Origin of the sequence: Amycolatopsis lurida, from assembly GCF_900105055.1 — a bacterium.
Taxonomy (GTDB): Bacteria; Actinomycetota; Actinomycetes; order Mycobacteriales; family Pseudonocardiaceae; genus Amycolatopsis; species Amycolatopsis lurida.
Window position 1 is genome coordinate 1,094,224 of the sequence record NZ_FNTA01000004.1, and the last position, 26,482, is coordinate 1,120,705.

The 26,482-nt window shown below is 69.5% G+C and carries 25 protein-coding genes; 5 read left to right on the forward strand and 20 right to left on the reverse strand.

What is annotated here, in order from left to right:
* Positions 1 to 3: 3 nt before the first annotated feature.
* Positions 4 to 1,203: an endonuclease/exonuclease/phosphatase family protein gene (locus tag BLW75_RS10215; RefSeq protein ID WP_034318286.1), complete on the reverse strand. Its 1,200-nt coding sequence runs from the start codon at positions 1,201 to 1,203 to the stop codon at positions 4 to 6.
* Positions 1,204 to 1,342: 139 nt separating this feature from the next.
* Here BLW75_RS10215 and BLW75_RS10220 point away from each other — a divergent pair, with 139 nt between their 5' ends.
* The gene (locus tag BLW75_RS10220) at positions 1,343 to 1,765 is read left to right on the forward strand and encodes a hypothetical protein (protein WP_034318283.1); all 423 of its coding nucleotides are present in this window, start codon (positions 1,343 to 1,345) and stop codon (positions 1,763 to 1,765) included.
* 17 nt (positions 1,766 to 1,782) lie between these two features.
* Positions 1,783 to 2,463 carry a TetR/AcrR family transcriptional regulator gene (locus tag BLW75_RS10225; RefSeq protein ID WP_034318368.1) on the forward strand — a complete coding sequence of 227 codons (681 nt, stop codon included), beginning with the start codon at positions 1,783 to 1,785 and terminating at the stop codon, positions 2,461 to 2,463.
* A gap of 17 nt (positions 2,464 to 2,480) precedes the next feature.
* Here the strand turns inward: BLW75_RS10225 and BLW75_RS10230 are convergent, their stop codons facing one another.
* The 8 genes from BLW75_RS10230 to BLW75_RS42215 form a co-directional block, all read right to left on the reverse strand.
* On the reverse strand, positions 2,481 to 3,734 hold the full coding sequence (locus tag BLW75_RS10230; protein WP_034318279.1) for a GrpB family protein: 1,254 nt from the start codon (positions 3,732 to 3,734) through the stop codon (positions 2,481 to 2,483).
* A 58-nt stretch (positions 3,735 to 3,792) separates the two neighbouring features.
* Entirely contained in the window at positions 3,793 to 4,647 is an 855-nt protein-coding gene (locus BLW75_RS10235) for a shikimate dehydrogenase (RefSeq protein WP_034318277.1), read from the reverse strand.
* Complete coding sequence (gene mltG / locus BLW75_RS10240; protein ID WP_034318274.1) at positions 4,637 to 6,082, reverse strand: endolytic transglycosylase MltG; 1,446 nt, start codon at positions 6,080 to 6,082, stop codon at positions 4,637 to 4,639. Before mltG ends, BLW75_RS10235 begins: the two co-directional genes overlap by 11 nt.
* Before the next feature lie 347 nt (positions 6,083 to 6,429).
* A complete protein-coding gene (gene ruvX, locus BLW75_RS10245; RefSeq protein ID WP_034318271.1) occupies positions 6,430 to 6,933 on the reverse strand; it encodes a Holliday junction resolvase RuvX in 504 nt (167 codons plus the stop codon).
* Entirely contained in the window at positions 6,926 to 9,589 is a 2,664-nt protein-coding gene (gene alaS, locus BLW75_RS10250; RefSeq protein WP_034318267.1) for an alanine--tRNA ligase, read from the reverse strand. Before alaS ends, ruvX begins: the two co-directional genes overlap by 8 nt.
* Before the next feature lie 91 nt (positions 9,590 to 9,680).
* Positions 9,681 to 9,989, reverse strand: coding sequence for a hypothetical protein (locus BLW75_RS10255; protein ID WP_016333063.1), 309 nt, complete (start codon positions 9,987 to 9,989; stop codon positions 9,681 to 9,683).
* Positions 9,986 to 10,384, reverse strand: coding sequence for a DUF948 domain-containing protein (locus BLW75_RS10260; RefSeq protein WP_034318264.1), 399 nt, complete (start codon positions 10,382 to 10,384; stop codon positions 9,986 to 9,988). Before BLW75_RS10260 ends, BLW75_RS10255 begins: the two co-directional genes overlap by 4 nt.
* Positions 10,385 to 10,514: 130 nt before the next feature.
* Entirely contained in the window at positions 10,515 to 10,991 is a 477-nt protein-coding gene (locus BLW75_RS42215; RefSeq protein ID WP_143055312.1) for a hypothetical protein, read from the reverse strand.
* Positions 10,992 to 11,109: 118 nt separating this feature from the next.
* Here BLW75_RS42215 and BLW75_RS10270 point away from each other — a divergent pair, with 118 nt between their 5' ends.
* Positions 11,110 to 13,188: a phosphocholine-specific phospholipase C gene (locus BLW75_RS10270; RefSeq protein WP_034318257.1), complete on the forward strand. Its 2,079-nt coding sequence runs from the start codon at positions 11,110 to 11,112 to the stop codon at positions 13,186 to 13,188.
* Positions 13,189 to 13,245: 57 nt separating this feature from the next.
* Here the strand turns inward: BLW75_RS10270 and BLW75_RS10275 are convergent, their stop codons facing one another.
* Positions 13,246 to 13,836: a hypothetical protein gene (locus BLW75_RS10275; protein ID WP_034318253.1), complete on the reverse strand. Its 591-nt coding sequence runs from the start codon at positions 13,834 to 13,836 to the stop codon at positions 13,246 to 13,248.
* A 153-nt stretch (positions 13,837 to 13,989) separates the two neighbouring features.
* On the opposite strand from BLW75_RS10275, the gene BLW75_RS10280 reads away from it, so the two are divergent.
* Positions 13,990 to 14,661 carry a VOC family protein gene (locus BLW75_RS10280; protein WP_034318250.1) on the forward strand — a complete coding sequence of 224 codons (672 nt, stop codon included), beginning with the start codon at positions 13,990 to 13,992 and terminating at the stop codon, positions 14,659 to 14,661.
* 178 nt (positions 14,662 to 14,839) lie between these two features.
* A complete protein-coding gene (locus BLW75_RS10285) occupies positions 14,840 to 17,218 on the forward strand; it encodes a chitinase C-terminal domain-containing protein (RefSeq protein WP_034318248.1) in 2,379 nt (792 codons plus the stop codon).
* A gap of 73 nt (positions 17,219 to 17,291) precedes the next feature.
* On the opposite strand, the gene BLW75_RS10290 is transcribed toward BLW75_RS10285, so the two are convergent.
* Genes BLW75_RS10290 through BLW75_RS10335 form a run of 10 tightly spaced genes read right to left on the reverse strand, consistent with a single transcriptional unit; the run spans position 17,292 to position 26,461 of the window.
* Complete coding sequence (locus BLW75_RS10290; protein ID WP_034318246.1) at positions 17,292 to 17,870, reverse strand: 1,2-dihydroxy-3-keto-5-methylthiopentene dioxygenase; 579 nt, start codon at positions 17,868 to 17,870, stop codon at positions 17,292 to 17,294.
* A complete protein-coding gene (mtnB, locus tag BLW75_RS10295; protein WP_034318244.1) occupies positions 17,867 to 18,499 on the reverse strand; it encodes a methylthioribulose 1-phosphate dehydratase in 633 nt (210 codons plus the stop codon). The genes BLW75_RS10290 and mtnB overlap by 4 nt, the downstream gene beginning before the upstream one ends.
* Positions 18,496 to 19,212 (reverse strand): acireductone synthase, encoded by a 717-nt coding sequence (gene mtnC, locus BLW75_RS10300; protein ID WP_034318241.1) that lies wholly within the window; start codon positions 19,210 to 19,212, stop codon positions 18,496 to 18,498. The genes mtnB and mtnC overlap by 4 nt, the downstream gene beginning before the upstream one ends.
* Positions 19,209 to 20,219, reverse strand: coding sequence for a s-methyl-5-thioribose-1-phosphate isomerase (locus BLW75_RS10305; protein ID WP_034318238.1), 1,011 nt, complete (start codon positions 20,217 to 20,219; stop codon positions 19,209 to 19,211). Before BLW75_RS10305 ends, mtnC begins: the two co-directional genes overlap by 4 nt.
* Entirely contained in the window at positions 20,219 to 21,349 is a 1,131-nt protein-coding gene (locus BLW75_RS10310) for an acyl-CoA dehydrogenase family protein (protein ID WP_034318234.1), read from the reverse strand. Before BLW75_RS10310 ends, BLW75_RS10305 begins: the two co-directional genes overlap by 1 nt.
* Positions 21,346 to 22,074 (reverse strand): nucleoside phosphorylase, encoded by a 729-nt coding sequence (locus tag BLW75_RS10315; RefSeq protein WP_034318231.1) that lies wholly within the window; start codon positions 22,072 to 22,074, stop codon positions 21,346 to 21,348. The genes BLW75_RS10310 and BLW75_RS10315 overlap by 4 nt, the downstream gene beginning before the upstream one ends.
* Positions 22,071 to 22,928 carry an ABC transporter permease gene (locus BLW75_RS10320; RefSeq protein ID WP_034318227.1) on the reverse strand — a complete coding sequence of 286 codons (858 nt, stop codon included), beginning with the start codon at positions 22,926 to 22,928 and terminating at the stop codon, positions 22,071 to 22,073. The genes BLW75_RS10315 and BLW75_RS10320 overlap by 4 nt, the downstream gene beginning before the upstream one ends.
* A complete protein-coding gene (locus BLW75_RS10325; RefSeq protein WP_034318224.1) occupies positions 22,925 to 23,929 on the reverse strand; it encodes an ABC transporter permease in 1,005 nt (334 codons plus the stop codon). Before BLW75_RS10325 ends, BLW75_RS10320 begins: the two co-directional genes overlap by 4 nt.
* Positions 23,926 to 25,443 carry an ABC transporter ATP-binding protein gene (locus BLW75_RS10330; protein WP_241783891.1) on the reverse strand — a complete coding sequence of 506 codons (1,518 nt, stop codon included), beginning with the start codon at positions 25,441 to 25,443 and terminating at the stop codon, positions 23,926 to 23,928. Before BLW75_RS10330 ends, BLW75_RS10325 begins: the two co-directional genes overlap by 4 nt.
* Positions 25,424 to 26,461, reverse strand: coding sequence for a BMP family ABC transporter substrate-binding protein (locus BLW75_RS10335; RefSeq protein WP_241783889.1), 1,038 nt, complete (start codon positions 26,459 to 26,461; stop codon positions 25,424 to 25,426). Before BLW75_RS10335 ends, BLW75_RS10330 begins: the two co-directional genes overlap by 20 nt.
* Positions 26,462 to 26,482: the final 21 nt, after the last annotated feature.

Genomic DNA, 26,482 nt, shown 5'->3' on the forward strand with positions numbered 1-26,482 from the left:
ACGTCACCAGCGCGGGACGAACACGTCCACCCGCACCAGGTGGTGGTCCGAAGCGTCGTTGAGCCGGGCCAGCGGTGAATCGGGCAGCGGCCAGAAGACCTCGGCGCGCCACGGGAACAGGCCCTTCGACGGCAGGACGTAGTCGATCCGCAGGTTTCCCGGCGCGTTGTCGTTGAAGTCGCCGGTGTCGAAGTACGGGTCGCCCTTCTGGCCGATGTTGGCGCCGGCCTGGTCTTGCGCGGCCCGCACACCGCCTTCGCTGCCCGGCCGGGTCTCGATGACGCGCGGGGCGTTCAGCAGGCGCGAAATGGCACCGGGAACGCTGTCGCCGTCGAGCGGGTCGGAGTTCTGGTCACCGGCGATGACGAACTTCTCATGCGCGCCCAGCCCGCCGCGACGGCCGTCGTCGTCGCGGATGTACCGGCCCTTGCCCGGGGTCACGTAGTCCGCCCAGAAGCGGATTTCGTCGTGGTTGCGGGTGCCGTTGCGGTCTTCGGGGCCGTCGAAGGTGGGCGGCGTCGGGTGCGAGGCCAGGAAGTGCACGGTCGAGCGGCCGACCCGGATCGGCACGTCCCAATGGGACTTCGACGACAGGCGCAGCACGTCGAGCGCCTGCGGCGAGTACCAGTCGTTCGGCGTCGCGGTGGCCGGATCGTCCGGGAGCAGCGCGCCCGGCATGTCCTTCCAGAGGAACTTCTGGAACGTCCGCGCGTTCTTGGTGTCGATCGGGTACTTGGACAGCACGAGCATGCCGTACTGGCCCTCGAAGAGGCCGAAGCCGTGCGCGTCGTTGCCGCCGCCGACCTGGCCGTTGCGGTCGAGGTCGAAACCGGTCGCGACACCGGTGTTCGACGGCGCGGTGAACGCGTACGGGTAGTCGATCGGCGCCGCGCCGTTCTGGCCGCGCGCGAGGTAGTTCTCGCGGAACAGGTCGGCGGCACGGTTGCCGGGCACGTAGTCGAACTCGTTGATCAGCAGCACGTCCGGCCGGTTCCGCTGGACCACCTCGGCGACCTCGTTCGCCTGCGCGTTGCCCGGCTGCGACAGATCGGTCACGAGCTGACCGGCGGCTCCGCGGTTGAGCGAAGCGTTGAACGTCGCGAAGCGGACGTTCTGTCCGACGGCGGCTTCCGCCGGTGCGGCGGCCAGCAGCGTCCCGGCCAGCACGGCGCCCGATGTGAACACGGCGGCGATGCGTTTCACGGTTCTTACCTCCCAGAGTCGTAGCGACCTTACGCACTCCGTGCGGCCGCACGGGTGAGCTTCAGGTGAACACCAACTCTTGAACGCGTTCAAAATCTGGGCTACGGTTCTTCTTGAACACGTTCAAAAGGAGGTCCCCATGCAACCCGTAGTCGTGGCCTACGCGCTCTACCTGGCCATCACCGTCCCTCTGACCGTGCTGGTCGCCCGCACGCTGAGCAGACACGGCAAGACGTTCCTGGAAGACGTCTTCCAGGACGAACAAGCGCTGGCGCATTCGGTCAACCAACTGCTCGTCGTCGGGTTCTACCTGGTCAGCCTGGGTTTCGTGACCCTGTTCCTGACCAGCGACGACACCGTTCTCGACGCGCGCGACGTCTTCGAAATGCTGTCGGTCAAGGTCGGCACCGTGGCACTCGTGCTCGGCGTGATGCACGTCGGGAACGTGCTGGTGTTCAACGGGATCCGGCGCAAGCACCTCAACCACGCGGCCGAGCGGCCCGCGCCGGTCCCGCCGCCCTACCCCGGTTACCCGGCGCCCGCTCCACACCCCGCGCCCTGACCGGATACCGTGCAGTGGTGGCGAAGAGTGAGGAAACCAAGTCACTGATCGTGGCGACGGCGTTGCGGTTGTTCGCCGAGAACGGCTACGACCGCACGACCATGCGGGCCATCGCCGCCGAAGCGGGCGTGTCGGTCGGAAACGCCTACTACTACTTCGCCTCGAAAGACCAGCTGATCCAAGGTTTCTACGACGAGATCGCCCACGCGCACCTGACGACCGCGCGCGAGTCGATCGCGGGTGAGCGGGACTTCAGCGCCCGGCTCAGGACCGTCCTGCTCACCTGGCTCGACGTCGCCGAGCCGTACCACCGCTTCGGCACCCAGTTCTTCGTCAACGCCGCCGACCCGGACTCGCCGCTGAGCCCGTTCAGCGAGGAGTCTTCACCCGCGCGGGACGCCTCCGTCGGCCTGATGCGCGACGTCATCGCCGACTCCGACGCCAAACTCGACCCGGACCTGCGCGACGACCTGCCCGATCTGCTGTGGCTGTACCAGATGGGGGTCGTGCTGTTCTGGGTGCACGACCGCTCGCACGGCCAGAAACGCAGCCGGCTCCTGGTGGAGCGGACGGTCCCGCTGATCGCGCGGCTGGTGGGCCTCTCGCGGCTGCGGGTACTGCGGCCGGTGAGCCGGGAGATCGTTTCGCTGATCCGGGACCTCTCGAAGCGGGACGACCCCGCTCCTCCGCGCGATTAGCCACCTACTTGCGGGGGTCAGGACTCTCGGACGGTCCGGAAGTACAGGAACCGCGGTTCGGTCCGCAGCTTCGCGTACCACCGCGGGTCCGCTTCGGCGGCCGCCTCCTGCGGCATCGGCTCGACCAGCCGGTCGACCGCGAAGCCGGCGTCCCGCACCGCGTCGAACGTCCAGCTCAGCGGCCGCCGGTAGAACCGGACCTTCTGCCCCGGCGGGAACTCGTCTTCCAGCAGCTCGAGCTGGAAGTAGTTCCGCTTGTCGAACCAGCGCCAATCCTCGCCGGGATGATGCACCGAGAACACGAGGAGCCCGCCCGGTTTGAGCACCCGCCGGAACTCCGCCAGCGCCGGCGCCCAGTCCTTCAGGTAGTGCAGGACCAGCGACGCCGTGACGACGTCGATCGAGGCATCCTCCAAAAAGGACATCGGCCGCGAAACGTCCGCCGTCTCGAAACGAGCGACGCCCCCGAACTTCTCCCTGGCGACGGCCACCATGCCCTCGCTGGCGTCGACGCCGAGGACGTCCGCGCCCTTCGCGGCGAGCAAGGCGCTGAGGTGACCCGCCGCACTGCCGACGTCCAGCACCCGTTTGCCCGCCACGTCCCCGGCCAGCTCCACGATGGCGGGCCGGTCGTAGAGGGCGTTGGTGCTGCTGCTCTCGGCGTGCGCCGCGTACAGCCGCGCGAACCCGTCGTACTGGGCGGCGCGCGCCCGTTCGATGATCTCGTCGATCACCTCGGTCTTGGCGTCGGCGTACTGCTGGATGTACTTCCAGGTGCGCGAGGCCAGTTCGCGTTTCCTGTCCTCGTACAGCTTGAGCTCGTCCTCGTGCGCGATCAGGCGGTCGCGGAAGAGCCGGTAGCGCTCGGCCTGGCCGTTGTCCGGCGAGTAGACGTGGAGGTTGATGTCGGTGTCCGGGCCTTTGAAGCAGCGGTGCTTCTCCCACTCCGGCTCGCGGATGACGAGCTTGTAGCCTTCGGCCTCCAACTGCGGCACATAGGCGTCTTCGTCATCCGAATCGGCGACGATCAGCATGATGTCGATGATCGGTTTCGCGCAGAGACCCGGCACCGACGTGGAGCCGACGTGCTCCAGGACCAGCGCGCGCTCCCCCAGGATCCTCCTGATGCGCTTCGCTTCCCGGTCGAACAGCTCAGGCCACGCCGGGTCGTATTCGGCCAGCGTGACGGTGGAATTCAGCACCGGAGCCTGATCGACCCACGAGTCGTTGATGTCTTCTTCGGTGTAGTCGTCTCGATCGGGTTTGGGCATTGACCCCTTGTTCCTTCCTCAAGGCAGTCGACCAGATTATCGAACCCGGGCGATCTTGTCAGCCGATCGGCAGAGAAAGGATCCCGCCGGTCGCCTCGCGGAGCGCGTCCCGCATCTCGGCCCGCGGCGCCGGCTGTCCGGTGAAGTACTCGGACTGCCCGAAAGCCTGATGCAGCAACATGTCCAGTCCGGTCGCGAGCCGCCCGCCCCGCTCGGAGACGGCTTCGGCGAGCGCGGTCGGCCAAGGGTGGTAGATGACGTCGAGGACGCAGCCGATCCGGGCCAGCTCCGTCAGATGTGGCCGGACGGCGTCCGGGGGCACGGTGTTCACCAGCACCGCCGAATCGGCCGCGAGTTTCTTGAAGTCGGCTTCGGCCCAGCGGAGGACCTCGACATCGAGCCCGGCCCGCTGAGCCGCCTCGACCGTTTCCCTCGCCCGTGCGGGATCCCGCACGACGAGCCGCACCGTCCGCACGCCGAGCGACGCCAGCCCGACGACGGCCGCGGCGGCCGTGCCACCCGCTCCGAGGACGACGGCGGCGTCGTCGGTGTCAGGCGAGTACTCCCCCGCGATCCGCAGCGCCTCGGTGACGCCGTCGACGTCGGTGCAGTCGGCGAGCCAGCCGGTTCCCCGGCGCACCAGCGTGTTCGCCGCGCCGACGGCGGCCGCGCGCGGCGTGACTTCGCCGGCGTGCTCCAGCGCGGCCCGTTTGCCGGGCATGGTCACCGAAAGCCCGGTCCACTCCGGACCGAGACCGTCGACGAACGCGGGCAGCCCGGGACCGTCCATCTCGACCCGCTCATAGGACCAGCCGTCCAGGCCGAGCGCGCGGAAGGCGGCGCCGTGCAGGACGGGCGAGAGCGAGTGTTCGACCGGTTTCCCGAGGACCGCGGCCTTGCGCTTAGTAGACACCGCGCCTCTGTGCGTCCAGCTTGGCCTTGTTGTGCTCGTCGTTCGTCACCGAGAAGCAGGAGAGTCCGTTCTTCTCGCACTTGACGAAGAACAGCCACTCCCCCGCCATCGGCTTCAACGCGGCCTGGATCGCCTCCGCGCTCACGACCGCGATCGGCGTCGGAGTCAGGCCGACCGACTTGTAGGTGTTGTAGGCGCCCGCTTTTTCCCGTTCTTCGGGTTTGGTGAGCAGGGTCGGCCGGTCGAGGACGTAGTTGACCGTCGAGTCCATCTCGAGCCGCATCTTCTTGTCGAGCCGGTTGTAGATGACCCGCGAGATCTTCCCGAAGTCGGCCTTCACCGCCTCGCGTTCGATGATCGACGCGATGACGAGCGTCTCGTAGGGGGTCTTGCCCTCCCCCTTCGACTGATCGCTCAGCCCGGCGTTCAGGATGCGCTCCGCCGAGGTCTTGACGACGAAGGTGAGCAGCTCTTCGGCCGTCCAGCCGGGCTTGATGTTGTAGATGCCCGGGGCGATCAGCCCTTCGAGCCGCCGGTCCTTGTGCTCGGCGTTCGTGGCGGACTCGACGGCCCAGGACGGGACGCCCAGCTTCGCCAGATCCGCGGTCTCGATCGTCTTGCGCAGTTCCTCGACCGGGATACAGGTGCTCGTACCGTTCAGGTCGGCGCAGGAAGCCTTGGACAGCAACGAATACACCCCCGGCGTCACCTTGCCGTCGGGCTGGGTGATGTCGTGGAACTGGGTGTACGGCCGGATCTCGACCTGGCCGACCTTCGACGCGGGCGCGATCATCTTCTCGACCGCGCTGGCACCGGACATCTTCGTCTTCATGACGTAGTAGCCCTGCTGGAGCCGCGAGACGGCGGTGTTGTCCTCGCCCGCCTTCACGAACGCCTTGCCGCTGGCGACCACCCCGGCCGCCTGGAGCCGGTTGCCGATCGCCGACGTGGAGTCGCCCTTCTCCACCTGGACGAGGACGTCGCTCTCGCCCGCGCCTTCGTAGTCGTCGTACCCGAAGATCTCGGTGAAGCCGTAGTAGGCGCCACCGGCCAGCAGGACGAGCACGGTCAGCGCGGCGATCCAGCCCAGCGCGCGCTTCTTCGTGCGCTTCTTGGGCGGCGGTCCCTGACGTTCCGGGCGCTCGTCCTCGATGCGTTCGGGCTCGGCCCGGTCTTCGTCTTCGAAGTCCTCGTAATCTTCGTAGTCGTCGTACTCGTCATAGTCGTCGTACGGGTCGTCGCCGAAGATCTCGTTGTATTCCTCTTCGCTGCCCTCGGGCGGCGAAGCGGGGTTCGCGCCGGGACGCCGGGCGATCGGCGCTTCCTGGATCGCGGGGAGGATGTCGGTCGGCCGCTCGTCCGGGAGCGGGCCGTCGTCCTCGCGGCGCCTGCGGCGGCCGGGGCGGGGTGCCTCGTCCTGGGCGTAGGCGGGCATGCCAAGACCGCGGTCACCCGGCTGGGGGGACCGTCGCTGCGGAGCGGGGGGCGGTGGCGGGACCGCGGGTTCCGGCACCCGCCTCGGCCGAACCGGACGCGCCGGCTCGTCGGCGGCGCGCCGGGCACGCGGCGGCGGCTCCTCCGGCGACCGGCGGGCACGCGGCGGTTCTTCCGCCGGACGCCGTACGGGCGGCGGCTCGGGCGGTTCCTGCCGGACGTGCCGTCGTCCCGTCGGCTGGGGTTCCGGCCGTCGACGCGGCGGGGCCGGCGGCGGGCTGGCCTCCTCAGGCTCCCGCAACCGTCGTCTACCGCCCTGACGGCGCTCGGGCCGGCCGTGGGGCTCGGTCATGTATCGCCCTTCCGTGCGCGATGTGCCGCTACCGCGTCGATCCACGCCTGCAGGATCTCGACCGCGGCCGCCTGATCGACGACGGCACGTTGCTTACGTCCCTTCACCCCACGCTGCGACAGCATCCTGGATGCCGTCACCGTGGTCAACCGCTCGTCGGCCAGTCGCACCGGCACCGGCGCGATCCTGGCGGCGACCTTTTCGGCATAGTCCAGCGCCGCTTCGGCCGCCGGGCCATGACGGTCCTTGAGCGTCCTCGGCAAGCCGACGACGACCTCGACCACGTCGTGTTCCGTGACGAGTCCGACGAGCAGGTCGACGTCCTTGTCGCCCGCCGCGTCGCGAGTGAGGGTAACGAGAGGGCTCGCGAGGATGGGGTCGGGATCGCTCAACGCGACCCCGACCCGGACGGATCCGACATCCACGCCAAGCCGCCTGCCACGCCCCGGATCGGACTCTCCTGGTCGATCCGGGCGCCGCTGGGGGGCGTCGTCAGCCAACTTGGGCGACCGCCGCGCGCAGGGAGGCGATGGCCTGCTCGGCCCCGGCGGGGTTGGTGCCGCCGCCCTGGGCCATGTCCGGCTTGCCGCCGCCACGGCCGCCGATCGCCTCGGCGAACGACGGGACGAGCTTGCCCGCCGCGATCCCCTTCTCCTGCGCCGCCTTGGTGGTGGCGACGACGAAGGCGACCTTCTCGCCTTGCGGGGCGAACAGCGCGACGATGCCGGGACGGGCGCCGAGCCTGCCGCGGATGTCCGAAGCCAGGGCGCGCAGGCCGTTCGAGTCGACGCCCTCGCCGAGCTTCTCCGCAACGACCGCGACGCCGCCGATGTCTTCGGCCTTGTCCGCGAGCGAGCCGGCCGAACCGAGCACCTGCTGGGTGCGCAGCTGCTCGATCTCCTTCTCGGCGTTCTTGAGCCGGGTGAGCACGTCGTCGATGCGCGACGGCAGCTGCTCCGAGGGCACCTTGAAGGTGTTCGCGAGCTGCGAGACGAGCAGCTGCTCCTTGCGGACGTACTTGAGCGCGTCCGTGCCGACGAGCGCCTCGACGCGGTGCACGCCGGAACCGATGGACGAGTCGCCCACCAGCTTCACCAGGCCGAGCTGGCCGATGCGGTCGACGTGGGTGCCACCGCAGAGTTCGCGGGAGTACTCGCCCATGTCGACGACGCGGACGTCGTTGCCGTACTTCTCGCCGAACAGCGCGACCGCGCCCAGCTCGAGGGCCTTGTCCTTCGTGGTGACGAAGGTGTTCACCTCGACGTTGGTCTGGAGGTAGTCGTTGACCTCCTCCTCGACCTCGGTCAGCACGTCGGCCGACACGCCGCCGGAGGTGGTGAAGTCGAAGCGCATCCGGCCCGGCGAGTTCAGCGAACCGGCCTGAGCCGCGCGCTTGCCGTACGCGCCGCGCACGGCGGCGTGCACCAGGTGCGTCGCGGAGTGCGACCGCTCGATCGACAGGCGGCGGTGCTGGTCGACCGAACCGGTCAGCGTGCTGCCGATGCCGACCTCGCCTTCGGTCACCTCGACGCGGTGCACGAACAGGCCCGGCACGATCTTCTGCACGTCGTGGACCTTGAGCTCGACACCGTCGCCGAGCAGGACGCCGGTGTCGGCGACCTGGCCACCGCTCTCGGCGTAGAACGGCGTGCGGTCCAGGACCAGCTCCGCCTTCTTGCCCGCGCCGACGCTGGAGACCGGCACGCCGTCCTCCAGCAGCGCGACGACCTTCGCCTCGGCCTGCAGGTCGGTGTAGCCGAGGAACTCGGTCTCGCCGTTGCGCTCCAGCACCTTGCGGTACTCGGACAGGTCGCCGTGGCCGGTCTTGCGCGACGCCGCGTCGGCCTTCGCGCGCTGCCGCTGCTCGTTCATGAGCGTGCGGAAGCCCTCTTCGTCGACGGACAGGCCCTGCTCGGACGCCATCTCCAGGGTCAGGTCGATCGGGAAGCCGTAGGTGTCGTGCAGCTGGAACGCCTTGTCGCCGGCCAGCAGCGAACCGCCGGCGCGCTTGGTCTCCTCGGCCGCCATGTCGAAGATGCGCGAGCCGCTGGTGAGCGTGGAGAGGAAGGCCTCCTCCTCGACGCGCACGACGTCCTCGATGCGGTCGAAACCGGAGACCAGCTCGGGGTACGTCGGGCCCATGGTGTCGCGGACGACCGCGGCGAAGGCGGGCAGCACCGGCTCGTGCACGCCGAGCAGGCGCGCGGACCGGATGATGCGGCGAAGCAGACGGCGCAGCACGTAGCCGCGGCCGTCGTTGCCCGGGGTGACGCCGTCGCCGATGAGCAGGACACCGGTGCGGGCGTGGTCGGCGATGACGCGGAAGCGGACGTCGTCCGTGTGGTCGGAGCCGTAGCGGCGGCCGGAGAACTCCTCGGCGCGGCCGATCACCGGGCGGACGAGGTCGGTCTCGTAGACGTTCTCGACGCCCTGCAGGATCGTCGCGACGCGCTCGACACCCATGCCGGTGTCGATGTTCTTCTTCGGCAGCTCACCGATCGGCTTGTGGCCGTGCTTCGGGCTCTTGTCGCCCCGCACGTCCTGCATGAAGACGAGGTTCCAGATCTCGATGTAGCGGTCCTCGTCGGCGACCGGGCCGCCCTCGCGGCCGTAGTCCGGGCCGCGGTCGTAGTAGATCTCCGAGCAGGGACCGCCGGGACCGGGCACGCCCATGTCCCAGTAGTTGTCCTTGCCGTCACGGGACTGGATGCGCTCGCCGGGCAGGCCGGTGAGCTTCTTCCACAGGCCCGCGGCCTCGGAGTCGTCCTCGTAGACGGTCGCCCAGATCCGGTTCGGGTCGAGGCCGTAGCCGCCTTCGCTTTGGGGCTTGGTGATCAGCTCCCAGGCCGCCTCGATCGCGCCTTCCTTGAAGTAGTCGCCGAAGGAGAAGTTCCCGGCCATCTGGAAGAACGTGTTGTGCCGCGTGGTCTTGCCGACCTCGTCGATGTCCGGAGTGCGGACGCATTTCTGGACGCTGGTCGCGCGCGGGTACGGCGGCGGGGCCTCGCCGAGGAAGTAGGGCTTGAACTGGACCATGCCCGCGTTGACGAACAGCAGGTTCGGGTCGTCCAGGATCAGGGGAGCGCTGGGGACACGCGTGTGTCCCTTGTTCTCGAAATGGCTCAGAAAACGCTGGGTGATTTCGTGTGTTTCCACGGGATCGTCCTTGTATACGGGCTCGCGCGAAGGCGCTGGGAATGCGGACAGGCGGGAACGGCGAAGGGCTGGGCTTCCGGACGCGGCCGGATCAGCCCTCCGCCCGGCGAGCTCGCCGGACCGGGCGCCGCGACGACGCCGCGTGCCTGCCCTCGGTCACGGGGGCCGTGCTCAAGCCGGTCCGTTCGGACACCATGTCGTGCAACTCCTGTTCCCGCTCGCTCATCCCGGCGCGGACCTCCGCGCCGAACGAACCGACGGCGCCCGCGAGTTCCCGCACGGCGTCGCCCAGGTTCGAGGCTAACCCCGCCGGGGTGGCCTGGCGAGCGGTTTCCGTCGCTTTGCGTGACAGGGCGACTCCGGCGACCACGCCGACGCCGAGCCAGAACAGGCGCTTCATTTGCGGCCCCGCTTCTTCGCCGGACGAGAGGCTTTCGCTTCCGCCTTCTTCCGGCGGGCCTTGATCGCCTTGCTGAGGCCGTAGGACAGCGCGGCCGTCTTCACCAGCGGTCCGCCGAGCGTCGCGGTGAACACCGACGACAGCGCGGACACGTTGCCGGACACGGCCTGCGCGCTGGCGGTGATGCCGTCGACCCGCTCCAGCTGCGCGTTGACGTGCGTGATCGTCTCGTTCGCGCCGATCAGCAGCGGGTCGGTGTTCTCGTGCGCCTTGCGGATGGCGATCGTGGCCTCGTCCAGGGTCCGGCCGAGCTTGAACAGCACGATCGCCAGCAGCACGACGAGTACGACGAATGCTCCTGCGGCGATCAGCGCGGCGATCTGCCCTGCCGACACGGGCCCTCCTCAAGGGTCTGCGGTCTTTGGTGCCCGTGAGGTTACCGCGCAGGCGGCCGTTCGGCGGGGTCACCCCACCGGACGGTCACTCAGCGCAGTGACCTCACGACGAACCGGGGAGAACCGGACGTCAGTGCCCGCTCTTGGGCGGCGCGGTCTTCGCCTTGCCGGGCGGGTCGCCGGGCGCGCGGCCGTTGCGGCGGTCGCCGCCCGACGGCGGGGAGCCGGCGGGCTCTCGCGGGCCGGGCGGGGTGGGCGGATCCGCGGTCCGGACCGGAACCGGCCTGGCGCTCGTGCGCGGAGTTTCGCCGACCGGCTCGGGCGCCTCCTGCGATTCCGACGGTGAAGGCGTTCGAGACTCGTCCGTCGTGGTCGCGGGCGGTGGGATTGCGGGCGGTGGGGTCACCGGCGGCGGGGCCACCGGCGGCGGTGACGTCGCCTGTGGCGTGGGCAGCGGCCTGGGTTCCAGCGCGGCGGGCAGGTCCGGCACGCCGGAGAACGCGACGAGGAGAAGCACCCCGTAACCGGCGGTGGCACCGGCACTGATCGCGATCCGGCGGGCCAAGACGCGACGACGGCCACTGGGGTCTGCGAACACCGGTCTCACGAGGCCTCCCCGCCTTCGTTTCGTCGTGATGTCCGGGAACCACGGCCCTCCGGCTACCGACGCCGAGTCGACCTGTTCGGTTCTTGTGACGTTCATGTTACTGGGTCAAGGTTCCGGCATGCCTGAACTGTCACGCCGTACGTTGCTGGGTGCCACCGGCGCCGCGGCCGCCACCACCCTTCTCCCGCCGTCCGTGCACGCCGCCATGGCCGAACCCATGCGGCGGGGCGGACTCGACGCCATCGAGCACGTGATCGTGCTGATGCAGGAGAACCGGTCGTTCGATCACTACTACGGCAGCCTGCGCGGTGTCCGTGGCTTCTCCGACACGCATCCGCTCGAACTGCCGTCGGGCACCTCGGTGTTCGAGCAGCCGAATCCGGCCGGCGGCACGGTGTTGCCGTTCTCGGTGCGCAAAGCGGCCGAACTCGCCGGGCGGAAACCGGACGACATCCAGTACCTCGGCGACCTCGACCACAGCTGGAACGGCAGCGGCAAGGCGTGGGCGCGCGGCTGGAACAACGGCTGGATCGCGGCGAAGACGCCGGCCACCATGACCTACTACGAGCGCCGGGACATCGCGCTCCAGTACGAACTCGCGGACACCTTCACCCTCTGCGACGCCTACCACTGCTCGGTCTTCGGCTCCACCAACCCGAACCGGAACTTCCTGTGGACCGGGACCACCGGATTCGAACCGGGCAGCACGACGAACCGCGCGGTCACCAACGCCGCATACTCCTACGACCACAAGGGCTACGACTGGACGACGTACCCGGAGCGTCTCGAGGCCGCCGGGGTGCCGTGGCAGATCTACCAGGAGTGGGACAACTTCACCGACAACGCCGTCGAGTACTTCGTGCCGTTCAAGAAGGTCGGCACGAAGATCCTCGCTTCGGTCGAGGGAAAGTTCCGTACCACCGAAGAGTTCTACGACACCCTGCTCAAGAAGACCCCCGAAGAGCGCACCAAGCTGCTGGCGCAGTTCGACGCCGGGGTCGCGAAACTGACGCCCGCCGAGCGGAACCTGTTCAAGAAGGCCATGTACCGCAGCGAGCCGGAGACGCTGGTGACCCGGCTGAAGGCGGACATCCAGGCGCGGCGACTGCCCGCGGTCAGCTGGCTGGTGCCGTCCGCGAAGGACTCCGAGCACCCCGGCGCGTCCACCCCGGTCGGCAGTGCGAACCTGATCTACCGCGTGCTCGACGCGCTGGCGTCCGACCGCGAAACGTGGTCCAAGACGGTGCTGTTGATCAACTTCGACGAGAACGACGGCTACTTCGACCACGTCCCGCCGCCGATGCCGCCCGGGAACGCGGCCAACGACGCGGACCACTTCAACGGCCAGCCGCTCGGTTTCGGCCCGCGTGTGCCGATGACGGTCGTCTCGCCGTGGTCGATCGGCGGCAACGTCGACTCCACCGTGTACGACCACACCTCGGTGCTGCGGTTCCTCGAACGCTGGACCGGGATCGCCGAGCCCAACATCAGCAAGTGGCGGCGCACCGTCGCGGGCGACCTCACCGGTGCCTTCGACTTCTCGCGCGCCGGACGTCAGCCGCGGGTGAACCGGCCCGGCCCGGTGCCCGCGCCGATCAGCCGCTGGCGGCCGTCCGCCCCGGCGGAGCAGAGCCTGCCCGTGGCCGAGCCCGGAAACCGGCCGTCGCGTCCGTTGCCGTACCAGGTTTCGGTCTCCGGCGCGGTGGACAAGGCGGGGAATCTGGCGCTGTCGCTGGCCAACAGCGGCTCGTCTTCGGCGCATTTCGCGCTGTACCCGTACAAGGGCGAATTCGCCGAGCCCGCCCACCGCGACGTCCGCGGTGAGGCGCCGGAGCTCGTCCGGCCGGCCGGCGACGAATACCGCGTCGTCGTCCAGGGGCCGAACCGGTCGTGGTGGGAGTTTCGCGGAAACCGTCGCGGAGCCGCCGCGGGTGTCGATGTCCGGACGCGCTTCCTGACCTGGCGCTCCGGTGTCGAGTTCAAACTGTCCAACTCGGGCACTTCGGCGCTGACGCTGCGGCTGTCGTCTTCGCGGTTCACGCGTGTCGTGCGGGTCGGGGCCGGGCGTTCGGTCACGGTGGACTGGCCGGTTTCGGGCGGCTGGTACGACGTGAAGGTCACCGCGGACGGCGATCCGTCGTTCCTGCGGACGCTGACCGCGCGGGTGGAGAACGGGCGGACCGGCGTCTCCTGCTGATCGTTCCGTGAAGGCCTCCTTCCCTATCCCGAGAGTAGGGAAGGAGGCCTTCACGTACTACGGCCGGCGCCTCCGCCAGTACGCGAAGCAGACTGCCGCCAGCAGCGGGCCCCAAAGCAGGAGCGGGGCGTAGGTGAGTTCGAAGAAGGCGAGTTTCCAGCCGTGCAGTGACTTCGTGGGGTAATCGGCAGGGAGGGGGTCGCCTTGGAGGGTGATCCCGGACAGCTCGGTGACGACGGCGGCGGTCCACAGAACGGTCAGGACCGCGGCGCCGAGAGCGGCGGGCACGACCGCGGCGAGTGGCGGCACTCGGCGGCCGCCAAGTAGCGGAATCCAGCGCGGGAAGACCTCTCCCCACCCGGCGATCAGCCCGATGGCGGTGAAGGCGATCAGCTCGGAGACGACGGACAACGCGATGACGTACACCGGCCCCGGCAACCACGCCGGGAGCTGGCCCGCACCGTGCGGGCCGTCACCGCCGATGTCGAAGACGACGGTCATGATCCGCCACAGGCCGGACGGGAGCACGGTGAAGGGGATGGCGTAGGCCGCGACCTTGGCCCAGCGGGGGACGCCGGGCACCGGGGCGTGCGCTCTGATCCACGCGGCGCGCAGCCGCCCGGTCGCGGCGGCTTGGTGGACGGTCATACGGGCTCCTCGGGTTCCACTCGCTTGATCGATCTCAACGATCACCGCCGCCCTGGTCCCCCGCGTCCCCCGCCGGATGGAAACGGGTCCACTCCATGGGGGAACGCGCCTTATTCGGTTGCGTGGAGGTCGCCTTCGTTTCTAGCGTCGCTCATGACCGTCACCCTGCACGCGCTCAGTTTCGCCGCACACGACCCGCGTCGTCTCGCCCGTTTCTGGACGGGCCTCCTCGGCCCGGAAATGGACGCCGACACCGGTTTTCGGCTCAGCTTCGTGCCATCGGACGAACCGAAGACCCGCCAGAACCAGATGCATTTCGACCTCACGAGCGAGTCCCTTGAAGACCAGGAGCGGACGGTCGCCAGGGCGCTCGAACTCGGCGGACGGCATATCGACGTCGGCCAGCGCCCCGAGGAGAAGCACGTGGTGCTCGCCGACCCCGAGGGCAACGAGTTCTGCGTCATCGGGCCGGGCAACGACTTCCTCGCCGACTGTGGTTTCGTCGGCGCCGTCTCGTGCGACGGTTCGCAAGAGGTCGGCTACTTCTGGAGCGAGGCGCTCGGCTGGCCGCTGGTGTGGGACCAGGACCAGGAGACCGCGATCCGGTCGCCGCACGGCGGCCCGAAGATCACCTGGGGCGGCCCGCCGTTCACCCCGAAAACCGGACCGAACCGGCTGCGCTTCATTCTGAACGGCACGGCCGCGGAGGCCGAGCGACTGGTCGCGCTCGGCGCGACCCGGCTCGGCGCCCGGGACGGGCTGGTGGAGATGGCGGATCCCGATGGGAACGAGTTTTCCTTCGTGATACGGGAAACGGCGGCATAACACGCACGGGATGTGGCCGGAATTATGGCCACCGCCGACGAAGCCGGACCTGACGAACCACAGGTACGCTCCGCCGTACGGCACCGGATGGAAATTGGTCTACACCTATTGACGCGCGGCAGGTCAGCGGCTCAAGCTGCTGAGACCGAGGGCCATCTTCCACTGTCGGAGGTTCGGCGTGCCAAGGAGAACCAGGAAACTACTCCCCCTGCTGGCGTCGCTCATCACGCTGGCCGGACTCATGATCGTCGTCGTCACCCCGTCCACGTCGAGCGCGGCGGGCCATGAGGACTGCCGTCCCGACGGGCTGTACCGGACACCCGGCGTCGAGACCCCCTACTGCACCGTCTACGACACCGCGGGCCGCGAATCCCTGGGAGAAGGGCATTCCCGCCGTGTGATCGGCTACTTCACCAGCTGGCGCACCGGGAAGAACGGCGCACCGGCCTATCTGGTCAACAACATCCCGTGGTCGAAGGTCACCCACCTCAACTACGCGTTCGCACATGTGGACGCGCAGAACAAGGTGTCGGTCGGCGCGCCGAGCGCGACCAACGAGTCCATCGGCATGGAATGGCCGGGCGTGCCCGGCGCCGAGATGGATCCGTCGTTGCCCTACAAGGGACACTTCAACCTGCTGACCAAGTACAAGAAGCAGCACCCGAACGTGAAGTCGCTGATCTCGATCGGCGGCTGGGCCGAGACCGGCGGCTTCCTGAACCCCGACGGCACCCGCAACGCCTCCGGCGGGTTCTACAAGATGACGCAGACCCAAGCCGGTATCGACGTCTTCGCGGATTCCGTCGTGGAATTCCTGCGCGCCTACGGTTTCAACGGCGCGGACATCGACTACGAATACGCGACGTCGGCGAACTACGCCGGCAACCCGGACGACTACTGGATCGCGCAGGCCAATCGCGGCACCCTCTGGGCGGGCTACGAGAACCTGATGCGCACGCTGCGCGAGAAGCTCGACCGGGCGGGAGCCGCCGACGGCAAGCACTACCTGCTGACCGCCGCCGTGCCGGCGTCCGGCTGGTTGCTGCGCGGCCAGGAGGTCTACGGCGTCACGCGCTATCTCGACTACGCCAACATGATGAGCTACGACCTGCACGGCGCGTGGAACCAGTTCGTCGGGCCGAACGCCGCGCTCTACGACTCCGGCAACGACGCGGAACTCGCGCACTGGCAGGTGTACACGACACCGCAGTACGACGGGCAGGGCTATCTCAACACCGACTGGGCCTATCACTACTTCCGCGGCGCCATGCAGGCAGGCCGGATCAACATCGGCGTCGGGTTCTACACCCGCGGCTGGCAAGGCGTGTCCGGCGGGACGAACGGGTTGTGGGGCAAGGCTCCGCTACCGGACCAGAAACAGTGTCCACCGGGGACCGGATCCCATGTCGGTTCGACGGTGCCGTGCGGCAACGGCGCGATCGGCATCGACAACCTCTGGCACGATCTCGGCCTGGCGGGCGGCGAGGTCCCCGCGGGCGCGAACCCCATGTGGCACGCGAAGAACCTCGAGAACGAGGTCACGCCGGACTACCTGGAGGCGTACGGGCTGACGCCGAAGACCGACCCGACGGACCGGATCTCGGGCTCCTACAACCGGCATTACGACAACACGATGGTGACGCCGTGGCTGTGGAACAACGACAAGAAGGTGTTCCTGTCCACTGAGGACGAAGCCTCGCTCGCCACAAAGGCCAAGTACGTGGCCGACAAGGGCATCGGCGGGATCATGATCTGGGAACTGGCCGGCGACTACGCCTTCGACGAAGCCAAGGGCCAGTACTTCATGGGCGACACGCTGATCACGAAGATCAACGACGGCCTGCGCGGCGCCGCCCCGTACGGCAACGCCAAGTCGCCGCGTCCCGCCCCGTCGTCGGTGCTGAACGCGAACGTCAACCTGACCGGCTTCGCGCTGGGCGACGCGAACTACCCGATCACCCCGCGGATGCGCATCACCAACAATTCGACCACCACCATCCCCGGTGGAACGAAGATCGAGTTCGACTACGGCACCAGCGCACCCGGCAGCATGTCCGACCAGTCCGGCTTCGGCCTGACGGTCACGAGCAAGGGCCACAGCGGGCCCAACGTCGGCGGGATGAAGGGAGACTTCCAGCATGTCGCGGTGACCGTGCCGACCTGGCAGAACATCGCGCCGGGCGCCACCGTCGAGATCCGGCTGAACTACTACATGCCGATCGCGGCGCCGTCGAACTTCACGTTCACCTTCGGCGGGACGACCTACGCGATCGCGTCGGATCACCCGCGTGGCGGTGGTGCTCCGCCGACGACCACCACGACCACGGGAACGACGACGGGTACGACCACCACGACCAGTCCGACCACGACGCGGACGACCACCACCACGCCGACGACGACCACGTCGGTACCGTCCGACGCCTGGAAGCCGAACGTCGATTACGCCACCGGCGCCCGGGTGACCCACAACGGCGCGGCGTACGTGTGCCGTCAGGGCCACCGGTCCCTGCCCGGCTGGGAGCCGCCGAACGTGCCTGCCCTCTGGACTCCCGCCTGACAGACCCCGGCAGCGCGCTCGTGAGTGGTAAGGACGGTTCTAACCGTCCTTACCACTCACGAGCCCAAAGCGGTCAGTAGCGCCCGGCGGTCAACGTGTCGAAGTCCGGGAAATCCCCCGCCAGCGTCGCGCCGGTGAAGTTGCCGACCCACCCGCCGTCGTCGTGGAAGAACCGGATGGACACGTAGTCGGGCCGCGTGCCCATGTCGAACCAGTGCGTGGTGTTCGCGGGCACGCTCAGCAGGTCTCCCGCCTCGCACAGCACCGCGTACACCTTGCCCCCGACGTGCAGGTAGAACACGCCGGACCCCCGCGCGAAGAAGCGGTCTTCGTCATCGTCGTGGGTGTGCTCGGCGAGGAACTTCTGCCGCGCTTCGGCGGCGTCGGCCGCCCAGCCGGGCTCGTCCGACGGGGTCATCCGGACGGCGTCCACGAAGGTGTAGCCCTCGGCCGCCGAGACCTTGCCGATCGGTTCCTCGTAGGCGGCCAGCACCTGCTCAGGCGTCACTTCGCGCGGCAGATCCGGGACGAGGTCCCAGCGTTCGAACCGGACGCCGAGCCGCCCGAGTTCCCCGGTGATCACGGCCGGGTCCTCGGTCCTGAGCGCGATCTCGCCGGGCCGGTCGTCCGGCCACACGGTCAGCAGGGTCATCGCACTCCCCTTTCTCCACCGACAAGTCTTGTCTCTACCCGGAACCGGAGCAACCACTCCAAACATTCCAGGCGATGGCGCGCGTGGCGCAGGTCATCGCCCCAGACGTAGATCCCATGCCGCGCGACGATCACCGCCGGCGTGTCGGCCCGGAACCCCGCCTCGAACGCGTCACCGAGGACACGCATGTCCTGCCCGTTGGCGATCACCGGGACGGTCACCAGGTCGTCGTGCGCGGCGCGGCCGAAGCCCTTGAGCATCTCCAGGTCCCGCAGTTCGACGCCGTCCGGCCAATGCTCGGCGGCGACCACCGGCGCGAGCGCGTGCACGTGGATCACCGCGCCCGCACCCGACACCGCCGCGATCCGGGCGTGCAGCCCGGCCTCCGCCGACGGCACCTTCTCCGGATGCGGCTGGTCGGCGACGGCCAGCCCGTCTTCGCCGACCACCACGACGTCGTCGCTGGTCAGCTCGCCCTTGTCCCGGCCGCTGACGGTGACGGCGACCCGCAGCGGATCGCGCCCGAGCACCACCGAAAGGTTGCCCGACGTGCCCCGCATCCAGCCCATCCCGGCGAACCGGGCGGACTCCTCCGCCAGCGCGCGTCCGGCGAGTTCCAGAAGACTCATCGACGGACGACCTTCACCTCGTCGAATGTCCGGATGGTCCGATGCGTCCCGAAATCGGCGTCGCCGAACGGCTCCCCCTCGCGGGCGAGGCCGACGGTCTGCCAGCCGTCGGCGGCGGCCCCGTCGAGTTCGGCCGGGACGTCGGAGAAGAACACGATGTCACCCGGTTCGGCTTCCAGCGCGGAGGCGATCGCGCGGTACGACGGCGCCTCGCGCTTCGGCCCGGCGTTGACGGTGTCGAAATGCTTCTCGAACAGGCCGGTGACGTCACCGTCGGTGGTCCGCGAGAACGACGCGATCTGCCCGGCGACCGATCCGGAGGAGAACACCGCGAGCCGCAGCCCGGACTCGTGCCACGACCGCAGAGCCGGGGCGACGTCGCCGAAGAACTCCGTCGTCAGGTCACCCTCGGCGTACCCGCGCTGCCAGATGAGCCCCTGCAACGTCTTCAGCGGCGCGATCTTCTGGTCGGCGTCCATCCAGCCGTGCAGCACCCGCACGACGTCCACTGTGGACACGTCCGCCGCGAGCCCGCCGAGTTCCTTGATCTCGGCGACAGCGCCGGCTACTTCGAGGTCGTCGGCGTGCTCGTCGATCCACGGACCCAGCCGCGGGCGCGCGTAGTCGTAGAGGGTCACGTGCACGTAGCTGGTGGCCGTCAGCGTGCCCTCGATGTCGAGGACCACCCATCGGGCGGTCAGCGTTGCGGTCACTGGTTCGCTTCCCCTTCTGCGTAGTACTCGCGGAGCCGTCCGGGCTCGAAGGCCCCGCGGTCGGTCACCACCGCGGTCACGAACCGCGGTGGTGTCACGTCGAAGGCCGGATAGTGCCCACGGACGCGTTCGCTCGCGACGCGGTGGCCGAGCGCGCTCAGCACCTCGTCGCCGTCGCGGTATTCGATCGGCACGTCGGCGCCGGTCGGTGCCGCCTGATCGGGTGCCTGGACCATCGCGTGAAACGGCACGCCGAACGCCTTCGCCGCCACCGCGAGCCCCAGGGTGCCGATCTTGTTGACGACGTGGCCGTCCATCGTGACCCGGTCGGCCGCGGTCACCAGCGCGCCGACCTCGCCCGAGGACAGCACCGCGGCACCCATCCCGTCGGTGATCAGCCGGGTGTCGGCGCCCATCTCGGCGAGCGTCTCGGCGGTCAGCCGCGCGCCCTGCAGATACGGCCGGGTTTCCGTGCACAGGAAGGAGAACTCTTTGCCCTGCCGCCGCGCGGCGAGCACGAATTCGACCAGGTACAGGTCCGCCCAGCAATGCGTCAGCACCGTCGCCCCGCCCGGCACCAGCGCGGCCGCGTGCTCGCCGAGCGCCCGGCTGCGTGACCGATACAATTCGTCACCTGCTTGCGCACCCCTCGACGCGGCTTCGACGAGGGCATCGGCCGATGTGTCCACTTCGGACAGTACGGCGGCGACGGCCTTGCGCAGGTGGTTGTTGGTCTTGCGGGTCGCGACGATCCGCTCCCCCGCCCGCTCCAGGTACGCCCGAGGGTCGGCGAACCCGGACGCCTCGCGGGCGGCGAGCACCATCGCACCCAACGCGGCGAAGTACGGCCCGGAAGACTGCGTGACCATCTCTTCGATGGCCACCGCGACCTCTTCCGAAGTCCGGCAGAGCACCCATTCCCGCTTGAACGGGAAGACCCGGCGGTCGAGGATGTGCACGCCGTCGTCGTCGAGGCGGACGCTTTCGGCGAGGATCGGCAGCGTCATCAGCTGTACCCCGAAAGGCACGGCGGGATCCCGTTGAGGAAGTGGTCGCCGACCTCGCGGGCCTTGTAGGTCACGGGGTCGTGCAAGGTCAGCGTGCGGGCGTTGCGCCAGAAGCGGTCGAAGCCGTACTTGGTCGCCGTTGCCCGCGCGCCGGTGAACTCGAAGACCTTGCTCGTGGTTTCGACCGCGGCCCGGCTGGCGACGATCTTCGCCGACGAGATGGCGATCGCCGCTTCGGCGCGCTCGGCGGGGGTCAGGTCGAAGCCGCGTTCGTCAGCCTCCCCGAGGGCGGAAACCGCGGCGTCGACGGCGAATCCGGCCGCCCTCGCCGTCGCGACCAGCTCGCCGTATCCGGCCAGGATGTACGGATCCTGCGCCGCTTTGTCCACATCGGACAGTGTCCAGGGCCGCGCGGACTCCCGTGTGTAGACGGCCGCCGCGTCGAGCGCGCCGAACGCGAGGCCGACGTACACCTGCGCGAGCATGAGCTGGAAACCGATCGCGGCCAGGGAGATGCGGGGCACCTTCGGATCCGACTGGTCCTCCGGCTGGGCACCGAGCACGTCGTCCTCGGCGACGCGGACGGCCTCGAACCGCACCGCGCCGCTCGCGGTGAGCCGCTGGCCGATGTTGTCCCACTCACCGGGGAAGGTGATCCCGTCGGCCCGCGCGTCGACGACGAGGGTCAGCTTCTCGCCGTTGTCGGTCCTCGTCGCGCTGACCACCAGGCGGTCGGCGACGGCCGCGCCGGTGGCGAAGGTCTTGGTGCCCTCGACGGTGAAGCCACCGTCGGCCGGGGTCAGGAGCAGGGCGGCGTCGAGCGGGTTGCTCACGCCCGCCCAGAACCAGCCCGGTTCACTCGCCGCGCGCGGCCCGAACAGACCGGTACGCCACAGCTGCAGGTAGTGGTAACCGAGCAGATGGCCGACCGACGCGTCCGCGGCGGAGACGATCCGGGTGGCCTCGTTCGCGGCCGCCCAGCCGGCGGTGTCGAGCAAGGGCAGAAGCCCGGACTCGCGCAGCAAGCCGACTTCGTGCGCCGGGAGACGTCCGGCGAGGTCCCGCTCGGCCGCGTCCGCCGCCAGAGTGCTCGCCAACTCGAGCGCCGCTTTTCGCCACACTTCGGTCATTCCGCCCCTTCCACGTCGATGAGAGCGTCGAGAGCGACACGAGTAGCCCTCGCCACCCCCTCGGCCACGACGTCGCGATGCGGGTCGTAGGCCGACGGGTCGGGGTGCTCGGGCCGCGCGTCACCGTCGATCACGAGCACACCACCGGCCCGCAGGCCGCGCAATGCCGCGAACACCAGCAACGTGGAGAGTTCCATCTCAATGGCGATCACCCGCGCGGCCAGGTACTCGGTCATCGGGAGGGTGAGCACCAGCGGGCTGAACGCGGCCCGCGTCCACACCACGCCGCGGCGCGCCTCCGGGGCCACGCGGTTCAGCGCCACGACGATCTCCGGGGTGGCGAACGCCGGGTACTCCGGATGGATCAGCTGCTGGGTGACGCCGTCGTCGCGGACGGCGGCCTCGGCGATGACGAGATCGCCGTCGGTGATCCCGTCGGCCAGCGACCCGGCGGTGCCGAGCCGCAGGAACGTGCGGACGCCCGCCTCGGCCAGCTCACCGAACTGGCACAACGCGCCAGGGCCGCCCACACCGTGCGACGACACGACGACCGGGACACCCTTCCAGGTGCCGGTGTAGCTGCGGTATTCACGGTTCTGCCCGACGAGGACGGCATTCTCCAGCGATCCGGCCACCGCGGTCGCGCGGTCCGGGTCGCCCACGACCAGCGCACGCGGCGGCAGTCCGTGCCGGGGGATCTTCGTGATGGGCAGGACGTCGCTCACGCGGGCTGTCCCTTCTTGCGCTTGATGTTGGACAGGAACAGCGCCACGAGCGTGACCACGTACGGGGCGGCGTCGGTGGCCTGCTGCGGCAACCCGATGCCCTGGAGCCGGAAACCGAAGGCCTCCGCGAGGCCGAACAGGAGTGCCGCGAGCAGCACGCCGAGCGGATGCGCGCGGCCCAGCATGACCGCGACGACGGCGATCCAGCCGCGGCCCGCGGTCATGTTCTCGGCGAAGAGCGTCACCGAGCCGAGCGCCAGTTGCGCGCCGCCGAGACCGCACAACGCTCCCCCGGCGAGGATCACCCCGTAGCGGTACTTGGTCACGTTGACACCGAGACTGGACGCCGCTTCCGGACGCTCGCCGACACCGCGTAACCGCAGTCCCCACGGATGCCGGTACAGCAGCACCGCGAGTGCGGGCACGGCCAGCCAGGACAGGTAGACCAGCAACGATTGCCCGGGGATCGGCCCGAACTGGCCCAGCCCCTGCAACGCCGGATCGCTGAACGAGCCCTCGGTGCCGAAGACGGTGCGGATGAGGAAGCTCGTCAGGCCGACCGCGAGCAGGTTGCTCGCGACGCCCAGCACGATCGGATCACCGTCGAAGGTGATCGAGCCGATCGCGAGGATCAGCGAGTACGCCGTCGCCGCGAGCACCGCCACGACGACGCCGATCCACGCGCTGCCGGTGTACCAGCTCCCGGCGACCGCGCCGAAGCAGCCGACCAGGAGCGAGCCTTCGAGCGAGATGTTGAAGACCCCGGCTCGCTGGCACAGCGCGCCCGCGAGCGCGGCGAACAGGATCGGCGTCAACGCGGTGAGCGCCGAGGAGAACAGGCTCGCGTCGATCATGCCCGCCTCGCCTTCCGCTTGAAGACGCCCGACGTCGCCGCCAGGAAGATGATCAGCACCGCCTGCAGGACCGCGGTCAGTTCGCGCGGGACCTGGGTGGCGCGTTCCATCGCGAAGCCGCCGCTGGTCAGGGCCGCGAAGAAGACCGCCGCGAGGAGCGTTCCGAGCGGGCTGGCCCCGGCGAGCAGCGCCGCCAGCAGCCCGATCCAGGTGTACTGCGGCGTGATCAGCGCGCCGTCGATGAACCGGTACGGGAAGCCGAGGATGGCGATGGCGCCGACCAGCCCGGCCGTCCCGCCCGAGGCGGCCAGCAGCCGCAGGGTGAGTTTCGGCCGGTCGATCCCGGCGTAGGCGGCGAACCGCGGCGCCCAGCCGGTCACCTTCGTCTCGAAACCGGCGGGAGTGCGGGCGTCGATCACCGTGTAGACCGCGATCACCCCCACCACGAGGAAGATCCCGGTCGTCACGCCGTCGATTTCGGGCAACCGCGCGCCTTCGGTCAGCTGCGGGCTCTGCGGCAGGCTGGAACCGGCGTCCTTCATCGGAAAACGCACCAGATACCCGGCGAGCGACATCGCCGGATAGCTCAGCAACAGCGTGCTGATCAGCAACGGGACACCGAGCCGGTTCTCGCAGACCGCGGCCAGCGCGGCGTACGCGGCTCCGGCGAGGACGCCCGCGAGCAGCGCGAGGATCACCTTCACCGGCCCCGAACCGGGCACGTACAGGCCGACGGCGAGCGCGCTGACCGCGCCGAGCACCAGCTGCCCCTCACCGCCGAGGTTCACCATGCCCGCGCGCAGCGGGATGGCGAGCGCTGTCGCCATCCCGGCGACCGGGACGGCGTAGGCGAGGGTGTCGCCGATGCCGTCGGGGCCGAACGCGCCGGAGAGGATCGCCCCGTACGCGGCCAGCGGATCGGTTCCGGTGGCCAGCAACAGGATCGCGCCGAGCACCAGCGCGGCGGCGACCGGGACGGCGACGAGGCGGACGCGGGTCATCCGGCACCTCCGGCCATCGCGAGGCCGATCGTGTGCTGATCGGCCTCGTCCTTGGAGAACTCCGCGACGATCCGGCCCTCGAACAGCACCAGCACCCGATCCGACAACGCGAGGATCTCGCTGAGCTCGGCGGAGATCAGCAGGACGGCGTGCCCGGCGTCGCGATGGGCGGCGAGCCGGGTGTGGATGTTTTCGATCGCGCCGACGTCGACCCCACGCGTGGGCTGTTCGACCAGCAGGAAGGGCGCGTCGTGGGTGAGTTCGCGGCCGAAGATCGCTTTCTGCTGGTTACCGCCGGACAGCGTGCCCATCGCGGCGGCGGGGCCGGACGCGCGGACGTCGTAGTCCTCGATGATCGCCGACGCGTGGTCGTCGATCGCCTCGCGTCGCAGGAATCCCTTGCGCACCAAGGGGCGCTTGCGGTGGAAGCCGACGGCGAGGTTCTCCCGGAGGCTCGCCGTGGGCGCCGAGCCGACCTCGGCACGATCTTCCGGGACGTGGGCGAGCCCGGCATCCCTCCGCGCGCGGACCGACAGCCCGTCAAGCTTCTGTCCTTTGAGGACGATGGTGCCGCCGGTGTTCAGGAGACCGGTGATGGCGCCGGAGAGTTCGGCCTGCCCGTTGCCCGCGACCCCGGCGACACCGACGATCTCCCCGGCGCGCACGGTCAGGGACACGTTGTCCAGCAACGGTTTTCCTTCCGTACCGGGAACTGTCAGAGAACGGGCTTCGAGGACCGTGTCACCGGGCGTCCCGGCCGTATGGGCACGATCGAGGTCGACCTCGCGTCCGGTCATCGCCGCGGCGAGCCCGGCGGCCGTCTGGTCCGCGGTGCGCCCGCGGGCACTGACGCGGCCGTCCCGCAGCACCGTGACGTGGTCGCTGACGGCGAGGACCTCCTGGAGTTTGTGCGACACCAAGAGGATCGTGCGGTCCTCGGCGGCGAGGGCGCGCAGCACGCCGAACAGCCGCTCGGTCTCGGGCGGGGTCAGCACGGCGGTCGGTTCGTCGAGGATCAGCACACCGGCCTCGCGGTACAGCAGTTTGAGGATCTCGACGCGCTGCCGGAGCCCGACCGGCAGGTCACGGACCCGGTCCCCCGGCCGCAGCCGCAGTTCGTGCCGTTCGATCAGTTCGGTGACGCGGGCCGTCGCCGCCTTGCGGTCCAGCAGACCGCGGCGGGTCGGTTCGCTGCCGAACACGACGTTCTCGGTGACGGTGAGTTCGCCGAACAGCGCGAAACCCTGCTGCACCATGCCGACACCGGCGTCGATGGCCTGCGCGGGCGAGCCGAAGGAGACTTCCTCGCCATGCAGGGAGATCGTGCCCTCGTCGGGCCGGTGCAGACCGTAGAGCACGGACATGAGGGTCGACTTGCCCGCGCCGTTCTCGCCCATCAGGGCGTGGATCTCGCCGCTGCCGACGTCGAGGTCCACGTGGTCGTTCGCGAGCACTCCGGGGAACCGCTTGACGATCCCCCGGAGTGAGACGGCGTCAGGACTTGGCGGGGTCATCGACGACGATCGCGCCCGAGATGATCTGGTCCCGCAGCTCGCCGACCTTGGCCAGCACGTCGGGGTGGCTCGCGACGACACATTGCGACGTCGCGGCGTCCGGCTCCAGCCCGGTCAGGGAGATACCCTTCTCCTTGAGGCCATAGGACTTCGTCTCGCCGGTCTTGCCGCCGAGGATCGCGTCGACCCCGTCGCCGACGACGACGTTGGTGCGCTTGATGACGTTGTCCACGACCTGTCCCGGGCTGGCCGGGCACTGGTTGGCGTCGACGCCGAACGCGAAGAACCCGCCCTGTTCGGCCGCCTCGAACACACCGAGGTTGCCCGCCGCGGAGGCCGCGCCCATGACATGGTCGACGCCCTGGCCGGCCAGCGTGGCGGCCAGCGCCTTCGCGCGGGCCGGGTCGTTGAACGGGTTCGCGCCGCCGATGAACAGCGGGGCCAGCGTGGTGCCGGGTTTGGCCTTCTCGGCGCCCTGCCCGAACGGGATCGAGTACCGGCGGAACTGGGGCGCGTCGAGCACGACGACCGCGCCGACCTTGCCGCTCTTGCTCAGCAGCCCGGCCTCGGCACCGGCGAGGTAGCTGCCCTCGTGCTCGCGGAACACCGCGCAGGTGACGTTCGGGAACGGTTTCGTCGTGCAGGAGTCCACGAAGAGGAACTTCTGCTCGGGATTGCGTTCGGCCTCGGCCGCGATCGCGTCGGCGAAGTTGAAGCCGACGGCGACGATCACGGCGGGCTTCTCGCGCACCGCGGCCGCGAGGTTCTGCTGGATCGACGCCGGATCGGTGCTCTGGTACACCTTCTGCGTCCCGTTGTGCTTCTTGGCCGAGTCCTCGATGCCCTGGACGGCGAGTTTGAGGAAGTCGTTGACCCCGACCGGGCTCGGCGTGATCAAGACCAGCTCGGGACCCGCGGCGTTCTGAGCGGCCGGATCCTTGGCCGAGGCGTTGCACGCGGCGAGGAGCGTGACGGCGGAAGCGGCCATGACGGCCCGCAGGAGGGTTCTCGGCGACATGTCCCGGACTTTATGTCTCCG